A 15,305-nucleotide genomic window follows, 5' to 3' on the forward strand; every position below is an offset into this window, starting at 1 on the left:
TGGGCGGGCCGCCACGGCTGCCGCCGCGGCCGCCGCGTTCGGCGCCGCGCGCACGGGGCTCGTCCTTGATGTTCGCCCAGTCGAGGTCGAGCGTGATCTCCTCGGGCGCCTTGCCGATCAGCTTCAGCACCTTGTCGAGGTTGCGGCTGTCGGCCGGGGTGGCGATCATGAACGCTTGGCCGCTGAGGCCGGCGCGGCCGGTGCGGCCGATGCGGTGGACGTAGTCGTCGGCGTGGTGCGGCACGTCGAAATTGAAGACGTGGCTGACCGCCGGGATGTCGAGCCCGCGCGCGGCGACGTCGGAGGCCACCAGCAGCTTCAGCGAGCCGTTGCGGAAGCTCTCCAGGGTCCGCGTGCGGGTGGACTGGTCAAGGTCGCCGTGGATCGGGGCGGCGTCGAGGCCGTGGGTCTTGAGGGACTTGGCGACGATGTCGACTTCGGACTTGCGGTTGCAGAAGACGATGCCGTTCTTCACGTCGTCGCGGGCGATCAGCATCCGCAGCGCCGTACGCTTGGCCTTCTGGTCGGTGGTCGGGATGCGCACCAGGTACTGGGTGATGGTCTCCGCGGTGGTCGCGGGCTTGGAGGCCTCGATGCGGACGGGGTCGCGCAGGAACTGCTTGGTCAGCCGGGTGATCTCCGGCGGCATGGTGGCCGAGAAGAACAGGGTCTGTTTCTTGGCCGGCGTCAGCTTGAAGATGCGCTCGAGGTCGGGAATGAAGCCCATGTCGAGCATGCGGTCGGCCTCGTCGACCACCAGCATCTGCACGCCGGTCATCAAAAGCTTGCCGCGCTCGAAGTGGTCGAGCAGGCGGCCGGGCGTTGCGATCAACACGTCGACGCCTCGGTCGAGCTTCAGCTCCTGGTCGGAGAAGGAGACCCCGCCGATCAGCAGCGCCCAGGACAGCCTCTGCCCCTTGGCGTAGCGCTCGAAGGAGGCGGCGACCTGGTCGGCCAGCTCACGGGTGGGCTCGATGACCAGGGCGCGCGGCATCCGCGCCCGGGCCCGGCCGGCCGCCAGGCGGTCGATCATCGGCAGCGTGAAGGCCGCGGTCTTGCCGGTGCCGGTCTGGGCGATGCCCAGCACGTCCTGGCCATGCAGCGCATGCGGGATGGCCTCGGCCTGGATGGGGGTCGCGGTGGTGTAGCCGGTGTCGGCGACGGCCTGCAGCGTGGCGGACGACAGTCCAAGTTCGGAAAATTCGGTCATTCGTTACGAGTGAGGCGGAGGTCCGCTCACCCCCAAGGATCTGGGGCTGGGCCGGCGTACCGCGGCGGCGCGGACGGAGATCGTCGCACGCGGCGGAACATACGGGCGGCTCCAGCCAAGTCAACGCGCTGGCTGAGGCAGAAGTTCAAGGAACCTCGCGGCGCCCTGTACGAGGCGTCAATGCGCACGGATCAGGTTGATCTGGATAAAGCCGCGGAAACTGCGGTCGCGGGGTCCGGAAAGGGCCGCGTCGCGGGATCAAGCCGGGGTGATGTCCAGGGGCGGTTCGTGTTTTTTGGCGTCCACCGCGCCGGCCTCCGCCCGGGCCGCCGCGCGCGAGGACGGAGCGCGGCCGTCCGATCGATCGCGCAGGGCGTCGGAAAAGGACCGCACCGCCTCGCCGAGCGCGTAGGTGAGGGTGGCCCTCGTGGCGCCGACGTCGTGGCCGGCATGATCGCGGGCCTTGAGCACCTTGTCCTTGGCGCTCGCCAGCGCGCCGCGCACCTTAGGGCTGTCCTTGGCTTTCGCGGCCGCCAGGGCGCCGACGGCCATCACCGCCTCGGCGATCAGGGCCTGGCCGGTCTTCGAGGCCAGGACCTCGCCGACCTGCCCCTTGCGGACCTTCTTCGGGACCTTCACCCCGGCGATCCGCTTCGGCAGCAGGCGCTTGCTCTTCTTCGACATCGAGACCTCCATCGGTCGCACGCTCAACGTTCGACCCCAGGCGGTGTTCCGGTCGGCTACCTTCCGTCTACGGAGTAGGCCAGCAGCACGTTGACGCCATTGCCGCCGGTGCCCGCCGCGCCGTTGAAGCCGCTCATCACGAACACCCGCCCGCCGGCGATGGCGGCGCCCATGCCGTCGAGGCTGCCGCCGGGCTGGCCCTTGACTTGGTTGACGGTGTCGTAGGTCCGCGCGGTGGTGGAGTCGGCCCAGAGGATCTTGCCGCTCGCCGCGTCATAGGCGCGGAACCAGCCGTCCATGGTGCCGGAGAACACCACGCCCGGAATCGCCGACGGCGCGGCCGACTGGGCGCGGACGCAGGCGCCGCCGGTGCGGTCGCGGGAGCGATCGGCGGCGTAGCGGCAGGGCGCGACCGGGGCGGGCGTCTTCCAGAGCACCTTGCCGGTGGCCGGATCGAGCGCGTAGAGGCCGGGCGTCGCCGGCGGCTGCTGTTGGGCGAGCGGCGACTTGCCCTTGGGCCGCAGCTCCTCGTCGATCAGGTTGATGGTGTCGGCGTTGGCCACATAGAGCCGCTGGCCGTCGGCGGCCATGCCCCACTCGATGCCGCCCAGCGCCGAGCCGCCGCCGACCTTGGTGGTCCACAGCGTGCGGCCGGTGTCGGGGTCCATGCCGTAGACCACGCCCGACTTCTGGCCGGCGAGCAGCACCTCCTTGCCGCCCTTCTCGCCTTTCTTCGGGGGCAGCTTGAACAGGATCGGCGAGGCGCCGAAGTCATAGTCCGGGCCGTCGGGGCTTGGGCAGTTGGCGGGCTTCACCGCGTCGGTGCAGCCGACGATGAAGTTGTCCTTGTCGGTGACCTGGTTCGACCAGCGGATCTTGCCGGTGCGCACGTCCATGGCGACGATGGCGTCGGCGCCCTTGGTGTCAACCTCGGTGTAGCTGTCGCCGGTGGCGACGTAGACCAGGCCGCGCCTGGCGTTGATCGTCGGCGCCGACCAGATCGCCCCGCCGGCCGGCCCCTGCATCATGGTCCCGGCGGAGTTCTTGTGCGTCGGATGCAGCGGCTCGGCGATGACGTAGGTCTGCCAGAGCGTCTTGCCGGTCTTCAGGTCGAGGGCGGCCAGCGAGCCGCGGAAGCTGCAGCAACTATAGGTGGGCTGGTGCGCCGCGCCTTCTTCGCTGGAGGTCAGGGGTACGAAGAGCCGGTCGCCGAAGACCAGCGGCGTGCCGGTGATGCCGGCGACGGGGTTGGATTCCAGCTCGGCCGAGCGCCAGAGTGCCTTGCCGGTCTGGGCGTCGAAGGCGCGGACGGTGCGGTTGCGCTCGCCGATGAAGGTGGCCCAGCCGCTGGGCGAGATGTCCGACTTCACGATCATCGGCGTGGTGCGCGAGACCGCGCCCTCCACCACCCAGCGGACGCAGCCGCTGGCGGGGTCGAGGGCGTAGAACTTGCCCGATCGGTTGGTGATGAACAGCCAGTCGCCGATCACCGTCGGCATGGAGCCGCCGGCCATGGCGAAGGCCCACTTGACCTTCAGCTTCGGGACGTCGGCGGCCTTGAGGCCGGGGCTGGCCTGGAAGCGGTGGGCGGTCTCCAGGCCGACGCTGGCCCAGTCCGAGCCGGTGGGGCGGATCGGCGGATTGACCTGGCACTTCACGTCGACGCCAACGGCGGCGGCGGCAGGCGCGCGGCCCTGGGCGGCCTGGGCCGGCCGTGCGGCGGCGGTGAGGTAGTCAGCGACGGCCTGCTTGTCCGCGGGCGACAGGCCCTCGGCCATGGGCTTCATGACGCCGTTGGTCAGCGCCTCGACGATGGTGGCCGGCGGCAGGGTGGCGAGCGTCGCCCGGTTCGGCGCGCGCTCGATGGCCGGCTCGTGGCAGGCCTTGCAGCGGGTGTTGAACACGCCTTCGCCGGGCGAGGCGGCCTGGGCGCGAGCCGCCAACGGGAGAGCGAGCGCGCAGGCGAGGGCGGCCAGCGCCGCCAGCTTGGACTTGAAACTCATTCCCCCGAACCTTCTTTGTGTCGCCCAAGCTTGCAGGCGCGTTCTTGCGGCGAGATTGCAGGGATGACGTCGGGCGCTCAAGGGCGAGGCCATCGGCTCCGAGTCATCGACTTCCCCCGGTACGGGGGAAATGTCGCCTATGGCCGAAGGCTGGGCGACAATGGGGGAGGTGTTGTCTGCGGTTCGACTTCCCCCATCGACCCGCGACGCAAGAGCGTCTTGGGCCACTTCCCCCGTACCGGGGGAAGACTTGGCGGCGCCTTCGCAGCTTGGCTCACGCGCTTGGCACGCTACTGCGTAGCGAAACGCGGGTGTTGGGCGGATAGCTTGCGGGTGGCCCCGCCTCCATGGCAGCTTCGGCGGTCGGTTGCGTTCCTTTCCACTGCGGGCCGGTGTCAGGAGCAAGCGATGGGGGCTGCTAAGGAATCCAACGAGGCAATCAAGATTGTCCTCTTCTCGATGGGGGCGGCGGTCGCCTATGGACTTATCCACGATCAGGTCACTGCGCATCTTTGCGTCGAATATTTCTCAATCGCCCATCCGCCTGTATTCGCGACCAGCTCACCATTTCTGCTTGCGCTGGGCTGGGGGGTCATCGCGACTTGGTGGGTCGGCCTGCCGCTTGGACTTGGCCTGGCGGCCGCCGCCAGAATCGGGCCAGCGCCCAGATTAGGCTTCCTCGAACTGCGATCGGCGGTCGTGAAGCTCATGATAGCCAGCGCCATTGCCGCTATCATCAGCGGCCTCCTCGGCGCGTTCCTCGTCGCCACCGGCCGTGCTCAAGTGCCGGGCGGCTGGGGGACGATCATTCCGCCGGCCAAGCAGGTCGCGTTCTCCGCCGACGCTTGGGCTCACTTGGCAAGTTACGGCTTCGGCATTTTGGGAGGCCTCTTCCTGATCGGCCACACGATCTGGCGGCGCGTCGGCAGGCCGTCCAGGCGTCTGAGGACGGACGCTCCTTTCGGCTAGGGTCTCCGGCTCTCGAACCGGCCTAGACGTCCAGATCCGCCACCGCGAACTCGGCGTTTTCCTGGATGAACTGGAAGCGCAACTCGGGCTTGCGGCCCATCAGCTGTTCGACCAGGGCCTCGACCACCTCCTCGGCGCGGGGCAGGGTGACGCGGGCGAGCGTGCGCTTGGAAGGATCCATGGTGGTCTCCTTCAGCTGGGCCGGCATCATTTCGCCGAGGCCCTTGAAGCGGCTGATCTCCGGCTTCTTGCCCTTGAACTCGCCAGCCAGCAGTTCGTCGCGGTGGGCGTCGTCGCGGGCGTAGACGATCTTGGTCCCGTGGCTCAGCCGATAGAGCGGCGGCAGGGCCAGGTAGAGGCGGCCCGAGCGGATCATGTCGGGCATGGTGCGGTAGAAGAAGGTGATCAGCAGGCTTGCGATGTGGGCGCCGTCGACGTCGGCGTCGGTCATGATCACCACGCGGTCGTAGCGCAGGTCCTCTTCCCTGAATTTCGAGCCGCCATGGACGCCGAGCGCCAGGAGCAGGTCGGAGAGCTCCTTGTTGGCGCCCAGCTTGTCGAGGGTCGCCGATGCCACGTTCAGGATCTTCCCGCGCAGAGGCAGGATCGCCTGGCTCTTGCGGTCGCGGGCCTGCTTGGCTGAGCCGCCGGCTGAGTCGCCCTCGACCAGGAAGATCTCGGTGCCGTCGATGGCGTTGCCCGAACAGTCGGCGAGCTTGCCGGGCAGGCGAAGCTTGCGGGTGGCCGAGGCGCGGGCGACCTCCTTGTCCTTGCGGCGCTTCAGACGCTCCTCGGCGCGCTCGATGACGAATTCGAGCAGGGCGGAGGCGGACTTGGGCTGGGCGGTCAGCCAGTGGTCGAAGGGGTCGCGAAGCGCGGTCTCCACCAGGCGCTGGGCGTCGGCGGAGGACAGCCGCTCCTTGGTCTGGCCCTGGAACTCGGGGTCGCGGATGAAGACGCTGACCAGGGCGCCGGCCTGGGCGATGACGTCGTCGGCGGTGAGGATCGCGCCGCGCTTCTCGCCGGTCAGCTCGGCATAGGCCTTGAGCCCCCGCGTCAGCGCCGCCCGCAGGCCCGCCTCGTGCGTGCCGCCTTCCGGGGTCGGGACCGTGTTGCAGTAGGACTGCAGGAAGCCGTCGGCCTCGCCGAAGCCGGCGGGCGTCCAGGCGATGGCCCACTCGACCTTGCCGGTCTCGCCAGGACGCGAATAGCGGCCGGCGAAGGGCTCGGGGGTGACGGTCTCGATGTCCTTGACCCGCTCGGCCAGGAAGTCGGCGAGGCCGTTCGGGAAGCGGAAGGTCCCCTCCGCCGGAGTCTGGTCGTGGATGCGGGACGGATCGCAGGACCAGCGGATCTCGACGCCGCCGAACAGGTAGGCCTTGGAGCGGGCCATGCGGTAGAGCCGCGCCGGCTTGAACGCCACCCCCTCGCCGAAGATCACTGGGTCGGGGGAGAAGGCGATGGCCGTGCCGTGCTTGCGCGTGGGCCCGAGCTTCTCGATGTCGCCCAGCGGCTTGCCGCGGGTGAAGGCTTGGCGCCACTCGAAGCCGTCCTTCCAGGCCGTGACCTCGACCCGTTCGGAGAGCGCGTTGACCACCGAGACGCCGACGCCATGCAGGCCGCCGGAGGTCTCGTAGGCCTTGCCGGAGAATTTCCCGCCGGAGTGCAGGACGGTCATGATGACCTCCAGCGCCGACTTGCCCGGATGCTTGGGGTGCGGGTCGACGGGGATGCCGCGGCCATCGTCGGTGACGGTGAGCTGGCCGTCGGCGTCGAGGCGCACCGAGATGACCTTGGCGTGGCCGGCCACCGCCTCGTCCATGGCGTTGTCCAGCACCTCGGCGAACAGGTGGTGCAGCGCGCGCTCGTCGGTGCCGCCGATGTACATGCCCGGCCGCTTGCGGACCGGCTCCAGGCCCTCGAGGACCTCGATGTCCTTGGCGGAGTAGCCGGAGGGCTTCACCCCGCCCACGGCCGGATCCGGCCTGGGCTCATGGCTCTCGGCCAGCGGCGACGCCGGCGCTGGGTTCAGCGCGTCGTCGAACAGGGAGGCCTGGGGCTGAGCGGCGGATTTGGCGGGGGGTGGGGACATGGACCGGTAAGCGTGCGGCGATTCTGACTGCGCCCGATATGAATCGGCGGGCGCGGGAAGGCAATGCGGCGCGTGGGGCGATGCGGCGCGGCTTGCGGGCATCAACCGGGGCTATCGCGCCCACCGATTTCGCCCTTAGATTGTTGGCGTCGGACCTCGGGGGTGTCGCATGATTGGCAAGTTCGTTCTTCTGGCCGCTTCGGCCCTCGCTCTGGCCGGCGCAGGGCAGGCATCGGCGGCTGGCTGCCAGCTTCAAAAGATTGCCGAGCTGCCGGTCACCATGGCGGGCCTGAGGCCGCTGATTCCAGCTAAGCTGAACGGCAAGGATGCGCTCTTCCTGGTGGACACGGGCGCATTCTTTTCCGTCCTCACGCCGGAAGCGGTGGCGGCCTACGGCGTCAGGACCTACGCCCCGCCCATGGGGCTCACCATTCGGGGCGTCGGCGGCGGCGAGGCGCAGGTCCGCGTCGGCAAGGTCGCCGAATTCACCTATGCAGGCGTGCCGCTGAAGGGCGTCGAATTCCTGGTGACCGCGGGAACCTTCGCGCCGGAGGCGGCCGGTTTGATCGGCCAGAACGTGCTCGGCGTCACGGACGTGGAATTCGATCTAGCCAATGGCGTGATCCGACTATTCCTGGCCAACGGCGGCTGCGGCGACAAGAACCTCGCCTACTGGTCCGCAGGCAAGGCGTCGTCCATCCTTACTATCGAGGACCAGACGCCGGTGCAGCCGCACGTTGTGGCGCGGGCGAAGATCGACGGCCATTCGATCAGGGTGATGTTCGATACGGGTTCGCCCGTCTCCTACCTCAGCAACCCGGCCGCGGCGCGCGCCGGCGTCAAGCCATCCTCCGAGGGCGTGGTTTCCGGCGGAATCACCTCGGGCTTCGGCAACCGGATGCTGGAAAGTTCGATCGCCCCCTTCGACAGCTTCGCTATCGGCGATGAAGAAGTCCAACACACTCGGCTGCGAACGGCGGACATCGAACTCGGCCAAGCCGACATGCTGATCGGCAGCGACTTCTTCCTGTCCCACCGCGTGATGATCGCCAAGAGCCAGCGGCGCGTCTATTTCACCTACAACGGCGGGCCGGTGTTCCGCCTGGATGGCCAGGACACTCAGCTCGCCAAGGCAGACACTGCGCCGGCCTCTGGACCTGCGGCTGGGCCGACGGGCGGGACCGCCGTGACGGCGACGAGCGACGGGCCGAAGGATGCCGAGGAGTTCAGCCGTCGCGGCGCGGCTTCCGCGGCGCGACGTGACTTCCCAGCCGCCATCGCCGACTTCAGCCGCGCAATCGAGCTGGAGCCGACGAAGGGCCGCCCCTACCACGACAGAGCCTTGGCGCGGTGGAACAACGGCCAGCCGGTGTTGGCCATGGCGGACCTGGACCAGGCGCTGAAATATGAGCCCCACGATCTGCAGGCGCTGACTTTACGAGGCGAACTCTATCTGGCGACGAACGATCCTACGCGCGCGCAGGCGGACTTTGAGTCCGCCACGAAACTTGCGCCGCAGGATAGTGGCCTGCAGTTGCAGATCGCCGGCGCCTATTCCCGTGCGCGCCGTTTTGACGACGCCATCCGGCGGTTCGACAGCTGGATCGCCGCCCATCCGAACGATCCGGACCTCGGCTCTGTGCTGAATTCCCGCTGCTGGACGAGGGCGTTATGGGGCAAGGGCCTCGACATCGCGCTGGCAGACTGCGACGCGGCCATGAAGCGGGGGTTGAGGATTTCCGCCGTCATGGACAGCCGCGGCCTGGTGCTGTTGCGCCTGGGCCGTGTCGATGACGCAATCGCCCAGTACGACAGCTCGATCCGCCTGCAGCCCAAGAACCCCTGGTCGCTCTATGGACGCGGCCTCGCCAAGGTGAAAAAAGGCGCCAAGGCGGAAGGTGAGGCCGATATCCAGGCGGCGCTCGCCCTTCAGCCGAACCTGGCCCAGCAGGCGAAGAGCTATGGCATCGAACCGGAGGATCCCTCCGCAGGGGAGGCAACGAGGGCGGCGGGCTAATAGGTCAGGTTCGCCACCGGCGGGCCGAAGTTCATGGGGATGTTGACGCCGTAGACGACCGGCTTTCCGGCCACCAGCGCCGGCTTGAGCTTCAGGTAGGGGGCAAAGCGCAGCAGCATGGTTCCAAAGCCCTTTCCCGGCGGATTCTGATAGACCACGACGCACTGATGGGTTGTCCCGAGCTTGCCCAGGAGGCAGTTCATCACGGCGCGCCCCGCCAGGTGACCGTGGGAGATCGCCGGGGTGGCGGTGGTCGCGAAGTCGCCGGGCTTGGGCTGTACGCGCCAGTCCGGTGGGGTGTCGGCTGCGGGCCAGCTGGCGGAGATCACGACCTCGGTCCCGGCGGGGCGGTCCGCCTCGGCGGCCGGCTTCATCCGGTACTTGGGCGCCAGGGCGAGCAGGGCCTCGCCGAAGCCCGCGCCCTCGGGACGCTGCAGCATCACCTGACAGTCTGAGAGCACGCCGGAGGGGGCGGCCGTGCAACGGGCGACGGCGCTGCCTTCGGTCCGGCGGGCCGCCGCCTTGGCCGGCCAGGCGGCCATGACCTCATCGTTGCTGGGCGCCGCGGCGACGTCGGCCTTCGACGGACCGTAGAGGCTCGCAGCGGCGGCCTCGCCGACTTCCTGCGCCTGCGCTGCGCCGCCGGCCAGTACGACGGCGGCCAGCGAGAGCCAGATCTCCCCGCGCATGCCGCTACTTCCTCGGCGCGTAGATGGCCGAGAGCAGATCCGGCGCGCCCTCGATGCGCTCCAGGCGCGGGTAGCGCAGGCCGCCGTGGTAGTCGACCTCGACGGTGCGGTAGTGGTCGCCGGCCTTGATCAACAGGCTGAGCGGCGGGCCGCCCTTCTTTCCCGCGGTGATCGCTTCCTTCAGGCGGTCGGCGTCGTAGGCGATGCCGTTGACGGCCAGCAGCTTGGCGCCGACGGTCAGGCCGGCCTTGAAGGCCGGGCCGTCCCACTGCACCGCGGTGATGGTGGCCTCATGGTCGAGCGTCAGGCCGATCGAATAGGTGAGGTCGGTCGTCTTGCGGCGCGCCTCCGCTGACTTGAAATACTCGGTGGGCGTCTCGGTGTAGGCCAGCTTCCAGCCGCCGCGGGCGAGGCCGTCGAGCGGCGGCTTGGGCGCCACCTGGTTGATCCGCTCGTTCAGGAACTTCGCCCAGTCGTAGGGCTCGACCTTGTTCAGCGCGGCGACCACGTCGTCGAAGGTGTAGGTGACCGGCGTCCAGCTGCCGTTTTCGATGCCGAAGAAGGCCTTGGCGAAGTCGTCCAGCGAGCGTTTGCCCCCCGAGCGCTCGCGGATCAGGGTGTCGGCGTCGAGCCAGATCAGCTGACCTTCCGAATAGTAGTCCTCGCTGCGCTGGAAGCTGAGCCAGGGGATTGGCCGGCGCGAGGCGATGATCGGATCATTGGTGGTGTCCCCGACCGGGCGCCATTCGCGGCCGACGCGGTTGGCGTAGGTGGCGGCGGTGGCGGCGAGCGCATCCAGCGACTCCTGCCTGGTCAGCAGGCCCGAGCGGCCGGAGAGCACGAAGCCCCAGTACTGCGTCTGGCCCTCGTAGACCCACAGCAGGGAGTCGCGCATCGGCACGTTGAAGTTGGGCGTCCACAGGTCGGCCGGCCGGCGGAACTTGCCGTTCCAGGAGTGGGTGTACTCGTGCGGAAGCAGGTCGCGGGACGCCTGGTTCTTCGCCCAGCCGGTGAAGTAGTCCGGGACCGTGCCGTCCTCGCTGGAGCGATGGTGCTCCAGGCCCGCGCCGCCCATCCGGTCCGACAGCGAGAACAGGAAGTCGTAGTGGTCGTAGTGGTGCGAGCCGTAGAGCTTGTAGGCCTGCTGCACGAGCGCCTTGTGCTTTTCGACCTGGTCGGGCGTGGCCTCCAAGAGCTCGGGGCGGTCGGCGATGACGTCGAGGCGCACGGGGGCCGGGCCGCCGGGATCGAGCTCGATCTGGCGGGCATAGCGGCCGGCGATCATCGGCGAGTCGGCCAGGGTGTCGAAGTCGACGGGCTTGAAGCGGGTGAGGCCGTCCTTGGTCTCGACCGTCTCCAGCGCCGAGAAATTGGCCCAGCCTCCCGGAAAGCGGACGCTGGGTTCGATCTCGATGCGGCGCGCGAAGTGACCGGCGGGGTAGAGCGCCAGGTTGATCCACTCCAGGCTCAGCATCTCCGGGGTCATGACGATCCGGCCCTCGTCGCCGGTGACCGCGGAGAGGAAGTCGAAATCCACGTCGATGCTGGCCGCGCCCGCCGGCACGTCGACGTGGAAGGCGAACACGTCCACCGGATCACGCGTCCAGGGAATCACCTTGCCGTTGGCGCGGAAGACGATGCCGCCGACGTTCTTCATCGGCCCGCTGGGCCCATGGTTGCCCGGCAGCCATTGCGGATAGAGCAGGGTCAGGGGCCCCGGCTTGGCGACAGGAATGGTCTCATGGACACGGAAGATGTGGCGGTCGGTGTCGGTGGCGTCGACCTGCACCTTCAGCAGGCCCGGATAGGGGATGTCCTGCGGAGCCTCGGTCCTGGGCGGCATCGGATAGGGCTGCGGCCCGGCGGCGGTCTGGGCGGCGGCGGAGCTGGCAAGGCAAAGAACAGCGGCGCAGGCAAAGAGGGTCGGCTTCAACGGGACATGACCTTGAGGGGGAAGGAGTTTCCCGTTGTAGGGCCTCACCGGCGCAAAGCTCAACCGTCAGATGGTCGCGCAAAGAAAAAGGGCCGCGGGTTGCGCCGCGGCCCTGGAGTTCAGCTTTCGGGGAGGACCGTCAGCATTTGAAATACATGTCGAATTCGACCGGGTGAGGATGGAGGGCCAGGCGCATCACCTCCTCCATCTTCAGCTCGATGTAGGCGTCGATGAAGTCGTCATCCATGACGCCGCCCTTCTTCAGGAAGGCCCGGTCCTTGTCGAGGTTGTCGAGCGCTTCCTTCAGCGATCCGCAGACCTCCGGGACCTTCTTCTGCTCGCGCGGCGGCAGGTCGTAGAGGTTCTTGTCCATGGCCGGACCCGGATCGATCTTGTTCTCGATGCCGTCGAGGCCGGCCATCAGCAGCGCCACGAAGGTCAGGTAGGGGTTGCCCATCGGGTCGGGGAAGCGCGCCTCGATGCGCTTGCCCTTGGGGCTGTCGACGTGAGGGATGCGGATCGAGGCCGAGCGGTTGCGGGCCGAGTAAGCCAGCTTCACCGGGGCTTCGTAGCCGGGCACCAGGCGCTTGTAGGAGTTGGTGGTCGAGTTCGAGAAGGCGTTGATCGCCTTGGCGTGCTTGATGATGCCGCCGATGTACCAGAGGCAGGTATCGGAAAGACCAGCGTACTTGTCGCCGGCGAACATCGGCTTGCCGGCCTTCCAGATCGACTGGTGGACGTGCATGCCGGAGCCATTGTCGGCGAACATCGGCTTGGCCATGAAGGTCGCCGTCTTGCCGTAGGCGTGGGCGACGTTCTTGATCACGTACTTATAGAGCTGCAGCCGGTCGGCCATGGTCAGCAGGTCGGAGAATTTCAGGCCGAGCTCGTGCTGGGCGGGCGCCACCTCGTGGTGGTGCTTTTCCGGCATCATGCCGAGCTCGCCCATCACCGCCAGCATCTCGCCGCGCAGATCCTGGGCGGAGTCGGTCGGATTGACCGGGAAATACCCGCCCTTGGGGCCGGGCCTGTGCCCCATGTTGCCTTCCGGATAGGATTTCGCCGCGCTGACCGGCAGCTCCATGGAGTCGTAGGCGTAGAAGGTGTGGTCGGGCGCCGTGCCCCAGCGGACGTCGTCGAAGATGAAGAACTCGGCTTCCGGACCGAAGTAGACGGTGTCGCCGACGCCGGCCGACTTCACGTAGTTCAGCGCGCTCTTGGCGATCGAGCGCGGGTCACGGTTGTAGGGTGTGTTGGTGTCCGGGTTCACCACGTCGCAGAAGAGCACGAGCGTCGTCTGCTGGTAGAACGGGTCGATGTGCGCCGACGCCAGGTCCGGCCGCAGCTTCATGTCGCTCTCGTTGATCGCCTTCCAGCCGGCGATCGACGAGCCGTCGAACATGGTGCCGTCGGTCAGGAAGTCGTCGTCGACAAGGTCGATGTCGAAGGTCACGTGCTGCATCTGGCCGCGGATGTCGGTGAAGCGCACGTCGACGTATTTGACGTCCTTTTCCTTGATCTGGGCCAGGATGTCTTTGGCTGTGGCCATGATTGTAATCCCCTTTGAGTGGTCTCGGATGTTGGCGGGCTAGACGGCGTCGGCTCCGGTTTCTCCCGTCCGGATGCGCATGACGTCGAGGATGTCGGAAACGAAGATCTTGCCGTCGCCGATGCGGCCCGTACGGGCGGCGGCGGCGATGGCTTCCAGGGCGCGGGCGAGCTGGTCGTCGGCGATGACCACCTCGATCTTGATCTTGGGGAGGAAATCCACGACGTACTCCGCGCCGCGGTAGAGCTCGGTCTGGCCCTTTTGCCGGCCGTAGCCCTTGGCCTCGATGACCGTCATGCCCTGGACGCCGAGCTCCTGCAGGGCCTCCTTCACCTCGTCGAGTTTGAACGGCTTGATGATGGCTTCGATCTTTTTCATAGGTCCTCGGACGGCGCCGCCCCCTCTTTTTTGTAGGACTCGCGCGGTCGAGGCGACCCAGCACGGCGGGGCGGGGCCTCACAAGCACGCTCGCGGGTGCGGCTGCGCGCCAGGCGCGGCAAAGCCGCCGGCGCCTAGAATTCAGGCGCCGGGAGATCAAAAACCGTTCAACGCCGAAATGCCTTCAAGCGCCCGGTTTCGGCCCCTAGGATCGTGGGCTTGAGTAGTCGGAAGGCGGGCGAACTATGGTCGGGACCACCCCAGTTCTCATCGGAGCGGGCCAATTCACCTATCGGGGCGATCCGGCCGCCTCGCCGTCTCCGGTCGCCCTGCTGAAGATTGCGGCGGAACGGGCGGCGGCGGACGCCGGGATCGGGGTCGAGGGCCTGGCGGCGATCGACGGCCTCGCGGTGGCGGGGTTCACCATCGATGCGCCGGGCTCGACCCGGGCCGTGCCGCATTCGTCGAACCCGCCGGCCAGTCTCGCAAAGGAGCTTGGAGCCGCGCCGGGCTGGGCGGTCTATTCGCACATGGGCGGCAACACGCCCCAGCAGCTGGTCAACGTCATCGCCGAACGGATCGCCCGCGGTGAGACGGAGCTGGCCCTGGCGGTGGGCTGCGAGTTCCTGGGTTCGGCGGTCAAGCGGCTGACCAAGGGCCTGGGCTTCGAGGGCTGGCATGAGGACCAGGACCTGCCGGAGCCCGAGCGGATCGGCGATCCGCGCTCCGGCGTCAGCCCCTACGAGGCGCGGCACGGACTGAACCGGCCGATCAACACCTATCCCCTGTTCGAGAACGCGCTGCGGGCGCGTGACCGTCGCTCGATCGCCGACCACCAGGCGCGGCTGGGGCGGCTGTTCGCGCCCTTCACCAAGGTGGCGGCGGGGAACCCCGAGGCCTGGTTCCCGGTGGAGCGGACGGCCGAGGAGCTGGTCGCCGTCTCCGACAAGAACCGGATGGTGGGCTTTCCCTATCCGAAGCTGCTCAACGCCATCATGGAGGTCGACCAGTCGGCCGGCGTCATCGTCGCCAGCGAGAAGAAGGCCCGCGAGCTGGGCGTGCCGGAGGACAAGTGGGTCTACCTGCACGGCTGCGCCGACGCCGCCGACTTGTGGTTCCCGCTCGACCGGCAGAACTTCCACTCGAGCCCGGCCATGCGGCTGACCGGCCAGCGGGCGCTGGAGATGGCCGGCGTCGGGCTTGGGGACATCAGCTTCATTGACCTCTATTCCTGCTTCCCGGTGGCGGTGGAGGTCGGGGCCGAGGAGCTGGGGCTGGCGCTGGACGATCCGCGCGGGCTGACGGTGACCGGCGGGCTGCCCTACGCCGGCGGGCCTGGGAACAACTACGCCATGCACTCCATCGTCGTGATGGCGCAGAAGCTGCGGGCCAGGCGGGGGGCCTATGGACTGGTGACCGCGAACGGCTGGTATCTGACCAAGCAGTCGACGGGGATCTATTCGACGACCCGGCCGAAGGCGCCGTTCGAGCGGCAGGATCCCAGCGTCCTGCAGCGCCAGATCGACGCCCTGCCGCATCCCGCCGTCACCGAAACGCCGCAAGGGGCCGCCAGGATCGAAACCTACACCGTCGTCCATCGCCGCGAGGGGCCGTTCATGGGGATCGTCATCGGGCGCGACGAGGCTGACCGCCGGTTCGTGGCCCACACGCCGAACGATCCCGCGACGCTGGCGGGCCTCGAGCAGGGCGAGCAGGTGGGCCGCACCGGCCGCGTGGGCTCGGCGCAGGACGGCCAGACCAACCTTTTCGTTCCGGATTGA

General features: G+C 68.3%; 11 protein-coding genes. 3 read left to right on the top strand and 8 right to left on the bottom strand.

Going from position 1 to position 15,305, the window contains the following annotated elements:
* The 3 genes from JWP28_RS16860 to JWP28_RS16870 form a co-directional block, all read right to left on the bottom strand.
* Positions 1-1,210, bottom strand: a 1,210-nt coding sequence (locus JWP28_RS16860; protein WP_299544730.1) for a DEAD/DEAH box helicase, incomplete at its 3' end; no start/stop codon positions are given.
* A gap of 258 nt (positions 1,211-1,468) precedes the next feature.
* Positions 1,469-1,894 (bottom strand): hypothetical protein, encoded by a 426-nt coding sequence (locus tag JWP28_RS16865; protein ID WP_299544731.1) that lies wholly within the window; start codon positions 1,892-1,894, stop codon positions 1,469-1,471.
* Positions 1,895-1,950: 56 nt separating this feature from the next.
* Positions 1,951-3,897 (bottom strand): PQQ-binding-like beta-propeller repeat protein, encoded by a 1,947-nt coding sequence (locus tag JWP28_RS16870; protein WP_299544733.1) that lies wholly within the window; start codon positions 3,895-3,897, stop codon positions 1,951-1,953.
* A gap of 408 nt (positions 3,898-4,305) precedes the next feature.
* Between JWP28_RS16870 and JWP28_RS16875 the strand changes: the two genes are divergently transcribed.
* Positions 4,306-4,866 (top strand): hypothetical protein, encoded by a 561-nt coding sequence (locus JWP28_RS16875; RefSeq protein WP_299544734.1) that lies wholly within the window; start codon positions 4,306-4,308, stop codon positions 4,864-4,866.
* Between the two features lie 22 nt (positions 4,867-4,888).
* On the opposite strand, the gene parE is transcribed toward JWP28_RS16875, so the two are convergent.
* Entirely contained in the window at positions 4,889-6,958 is a 2,070-nt protein-coding gene (parE, locus tag JWP28_RS16880; protein ID WP_299544736.1) for a DNA topoisomerase IV subunit B, read from the bottom strand.
* A 169-nt stretch (positions 6,959-7,127) separates the two neighbouring features.
* Between parE and JWP28_RS16885 the strand changes: the two genes are divergently transcribed.
* Complete coding sequence (locus JWP28_RS16885) at positions 7,128-8,975, top strand: aspartyl protease family protein (protein WP_299544738.1); 1,848 nt, start codon at positions 7,128-7,130, stop codon at positions 8,973-8,975.
* Here JWP28_RS16885 and JWP28_RS16890 read toward each other — a convergent pair.
* The 4 genes from JWP28_RS16890 to JWP28_RS16905 form a co-directional block, all read right to left on the bottom strand.
* On the bottom strand, positions 8,972-9,664 hold the full coding sequence (locus JWP28_RS16890; protein ID WP_299544740.1) for an energy transducer TonB: 693 nt from the start codon (positions 9,662-9,664) through the stop codon (positions 8,972-8,974). The genes JWP28_RS16885 and JWP28_RS16890 overlap by 4 nt on opposite strands.
* A 4-nt stretch (positions 9,665-9,668) precedes the next feature.
* On the bottom strand, positions 9,669-11,597 hold the full coding sequence (locus tag JWP28_RS16895; RefSeq protein ID WP_299544741.1) for a peptidase M61: 1,929 nt from the start codon (positions 11,595-11,597) through the stop codon (positions 9,669-9,671).
* Positions 11,598-11,736: 139 nt separating this feature from the next.
* The gene (gene glnA / locus JWP28_RS16900) at positions 11,737-13,146 is read right to left on the bottom strand and encodes a type I glutamate--ammonia ligase (RefSeq protein ID WP_299544743.1); all 1,410 of its coding nucleotides are present in this window, start codon (positions 13,144-13,146) and stop codon (positions 11,737-11,739) included.
* 39 nt (positions 13,147-13,185) lie between these two features.
* A complete protein-coding gene (locus JWP28_RS16905) occupies positions 13,186-13,524 on the bottom strand; it encodes a P-II family nitrogen regulator (protein ID WP_299544744.1) in 339 nt (112 codons plus the stop codon).
* Between the two features lie 245 nt (positions 13,525-13,769).
* Between JWP28_RS16905 and JWP28_RS16910 the strand changes: the two genes are divergently transcribed.
* Positions 13,770-15,305, top strand: a complete 1,536-nt coding sequence (locus JWP28_RS16910; RefSeq protein WP_299544745.1) for an acetyl-CoA acetyltransferase — start codon at positions 13,770-13,772, stop codon at positions 15,303-15,305.

The organism is Phenylobacterium sp., from assembly GCF_028290885.1.
Classification (GTDB): Bacteria; Pseudomonadota; Alphaproteobacteria; order Caulobacterales; family Caulobacteraceae; genus Phenylobacterium.

Excerpts from the sequence above, each read along its gene's own strand:
- JWP28_RS16865 (WP_299544731.1), bottom strand. The coding sequence starts at position 1,894 with ATGTCGAAGAAGAGCAAGCGCCTGCTGCCGAAGCGGATCGCCGGGGTG.
- JWP28_RS16870 (WP_299544733.1), bottom strand. The coding sequence starts at position 3,897 with ATGAGTTTCAAGTCCAAGCTGGCGGCGCTGGCCGCCCTCGCCTGCGCG.
- JWP28_RS16875 (WP_299544734.1), top strand. The coding sequence starts at position 4,306 with ATGGGGGCTGCTAAGGAATCCAACGAGGCAATCAAGATTGTCCTCTTC.
- parE (WP_299544736.1), bottom strand. The coding sequence starts at position 6,958 with ATGTCCCCACCCCCCGCCAAATCCGCCGCTCAGCCCCAGGCCTCCCTG.
- JWP28_RS16885 (WP_299544738.1), top strand. The coding sequence starts at position 7,128 with ATGATTGGCAAGTTCGTTCTTCTGGCCGCTTCGGCCCTCGCTCTGGCC.
- JWP28_RS16890 (WP_299544740.1), bottom strand. The coding sequence starts at position 9,664 with ATGCGCGGGGAGATCTGGCTCTCGCTGGCCGCCGTCGTACTGGCCGGC.
- glnA (WP_299544743.1), bottom strand. The coding sequence starts at position 13,146 with ATGGCCACAGCCAAAGACATCCTGGCCCAGATCAAGGAAAAGGACGTC.
- JWP28_RS16905 (WP_299544744.1), bottom strand. The coding sequence starts at position 13,524 with ATGAAAAAGATCGAAGCCATCATCAAGCCGTTCAAACTCGACGAGGTG.
- JWP28_RS16910 (WP_299544745.1), top strand. The coding sequence starts at position 13,770 with ATGGTCGGGACCACCCCAGTTCTCATCGGAGCGGGCCAATTCACCTAT.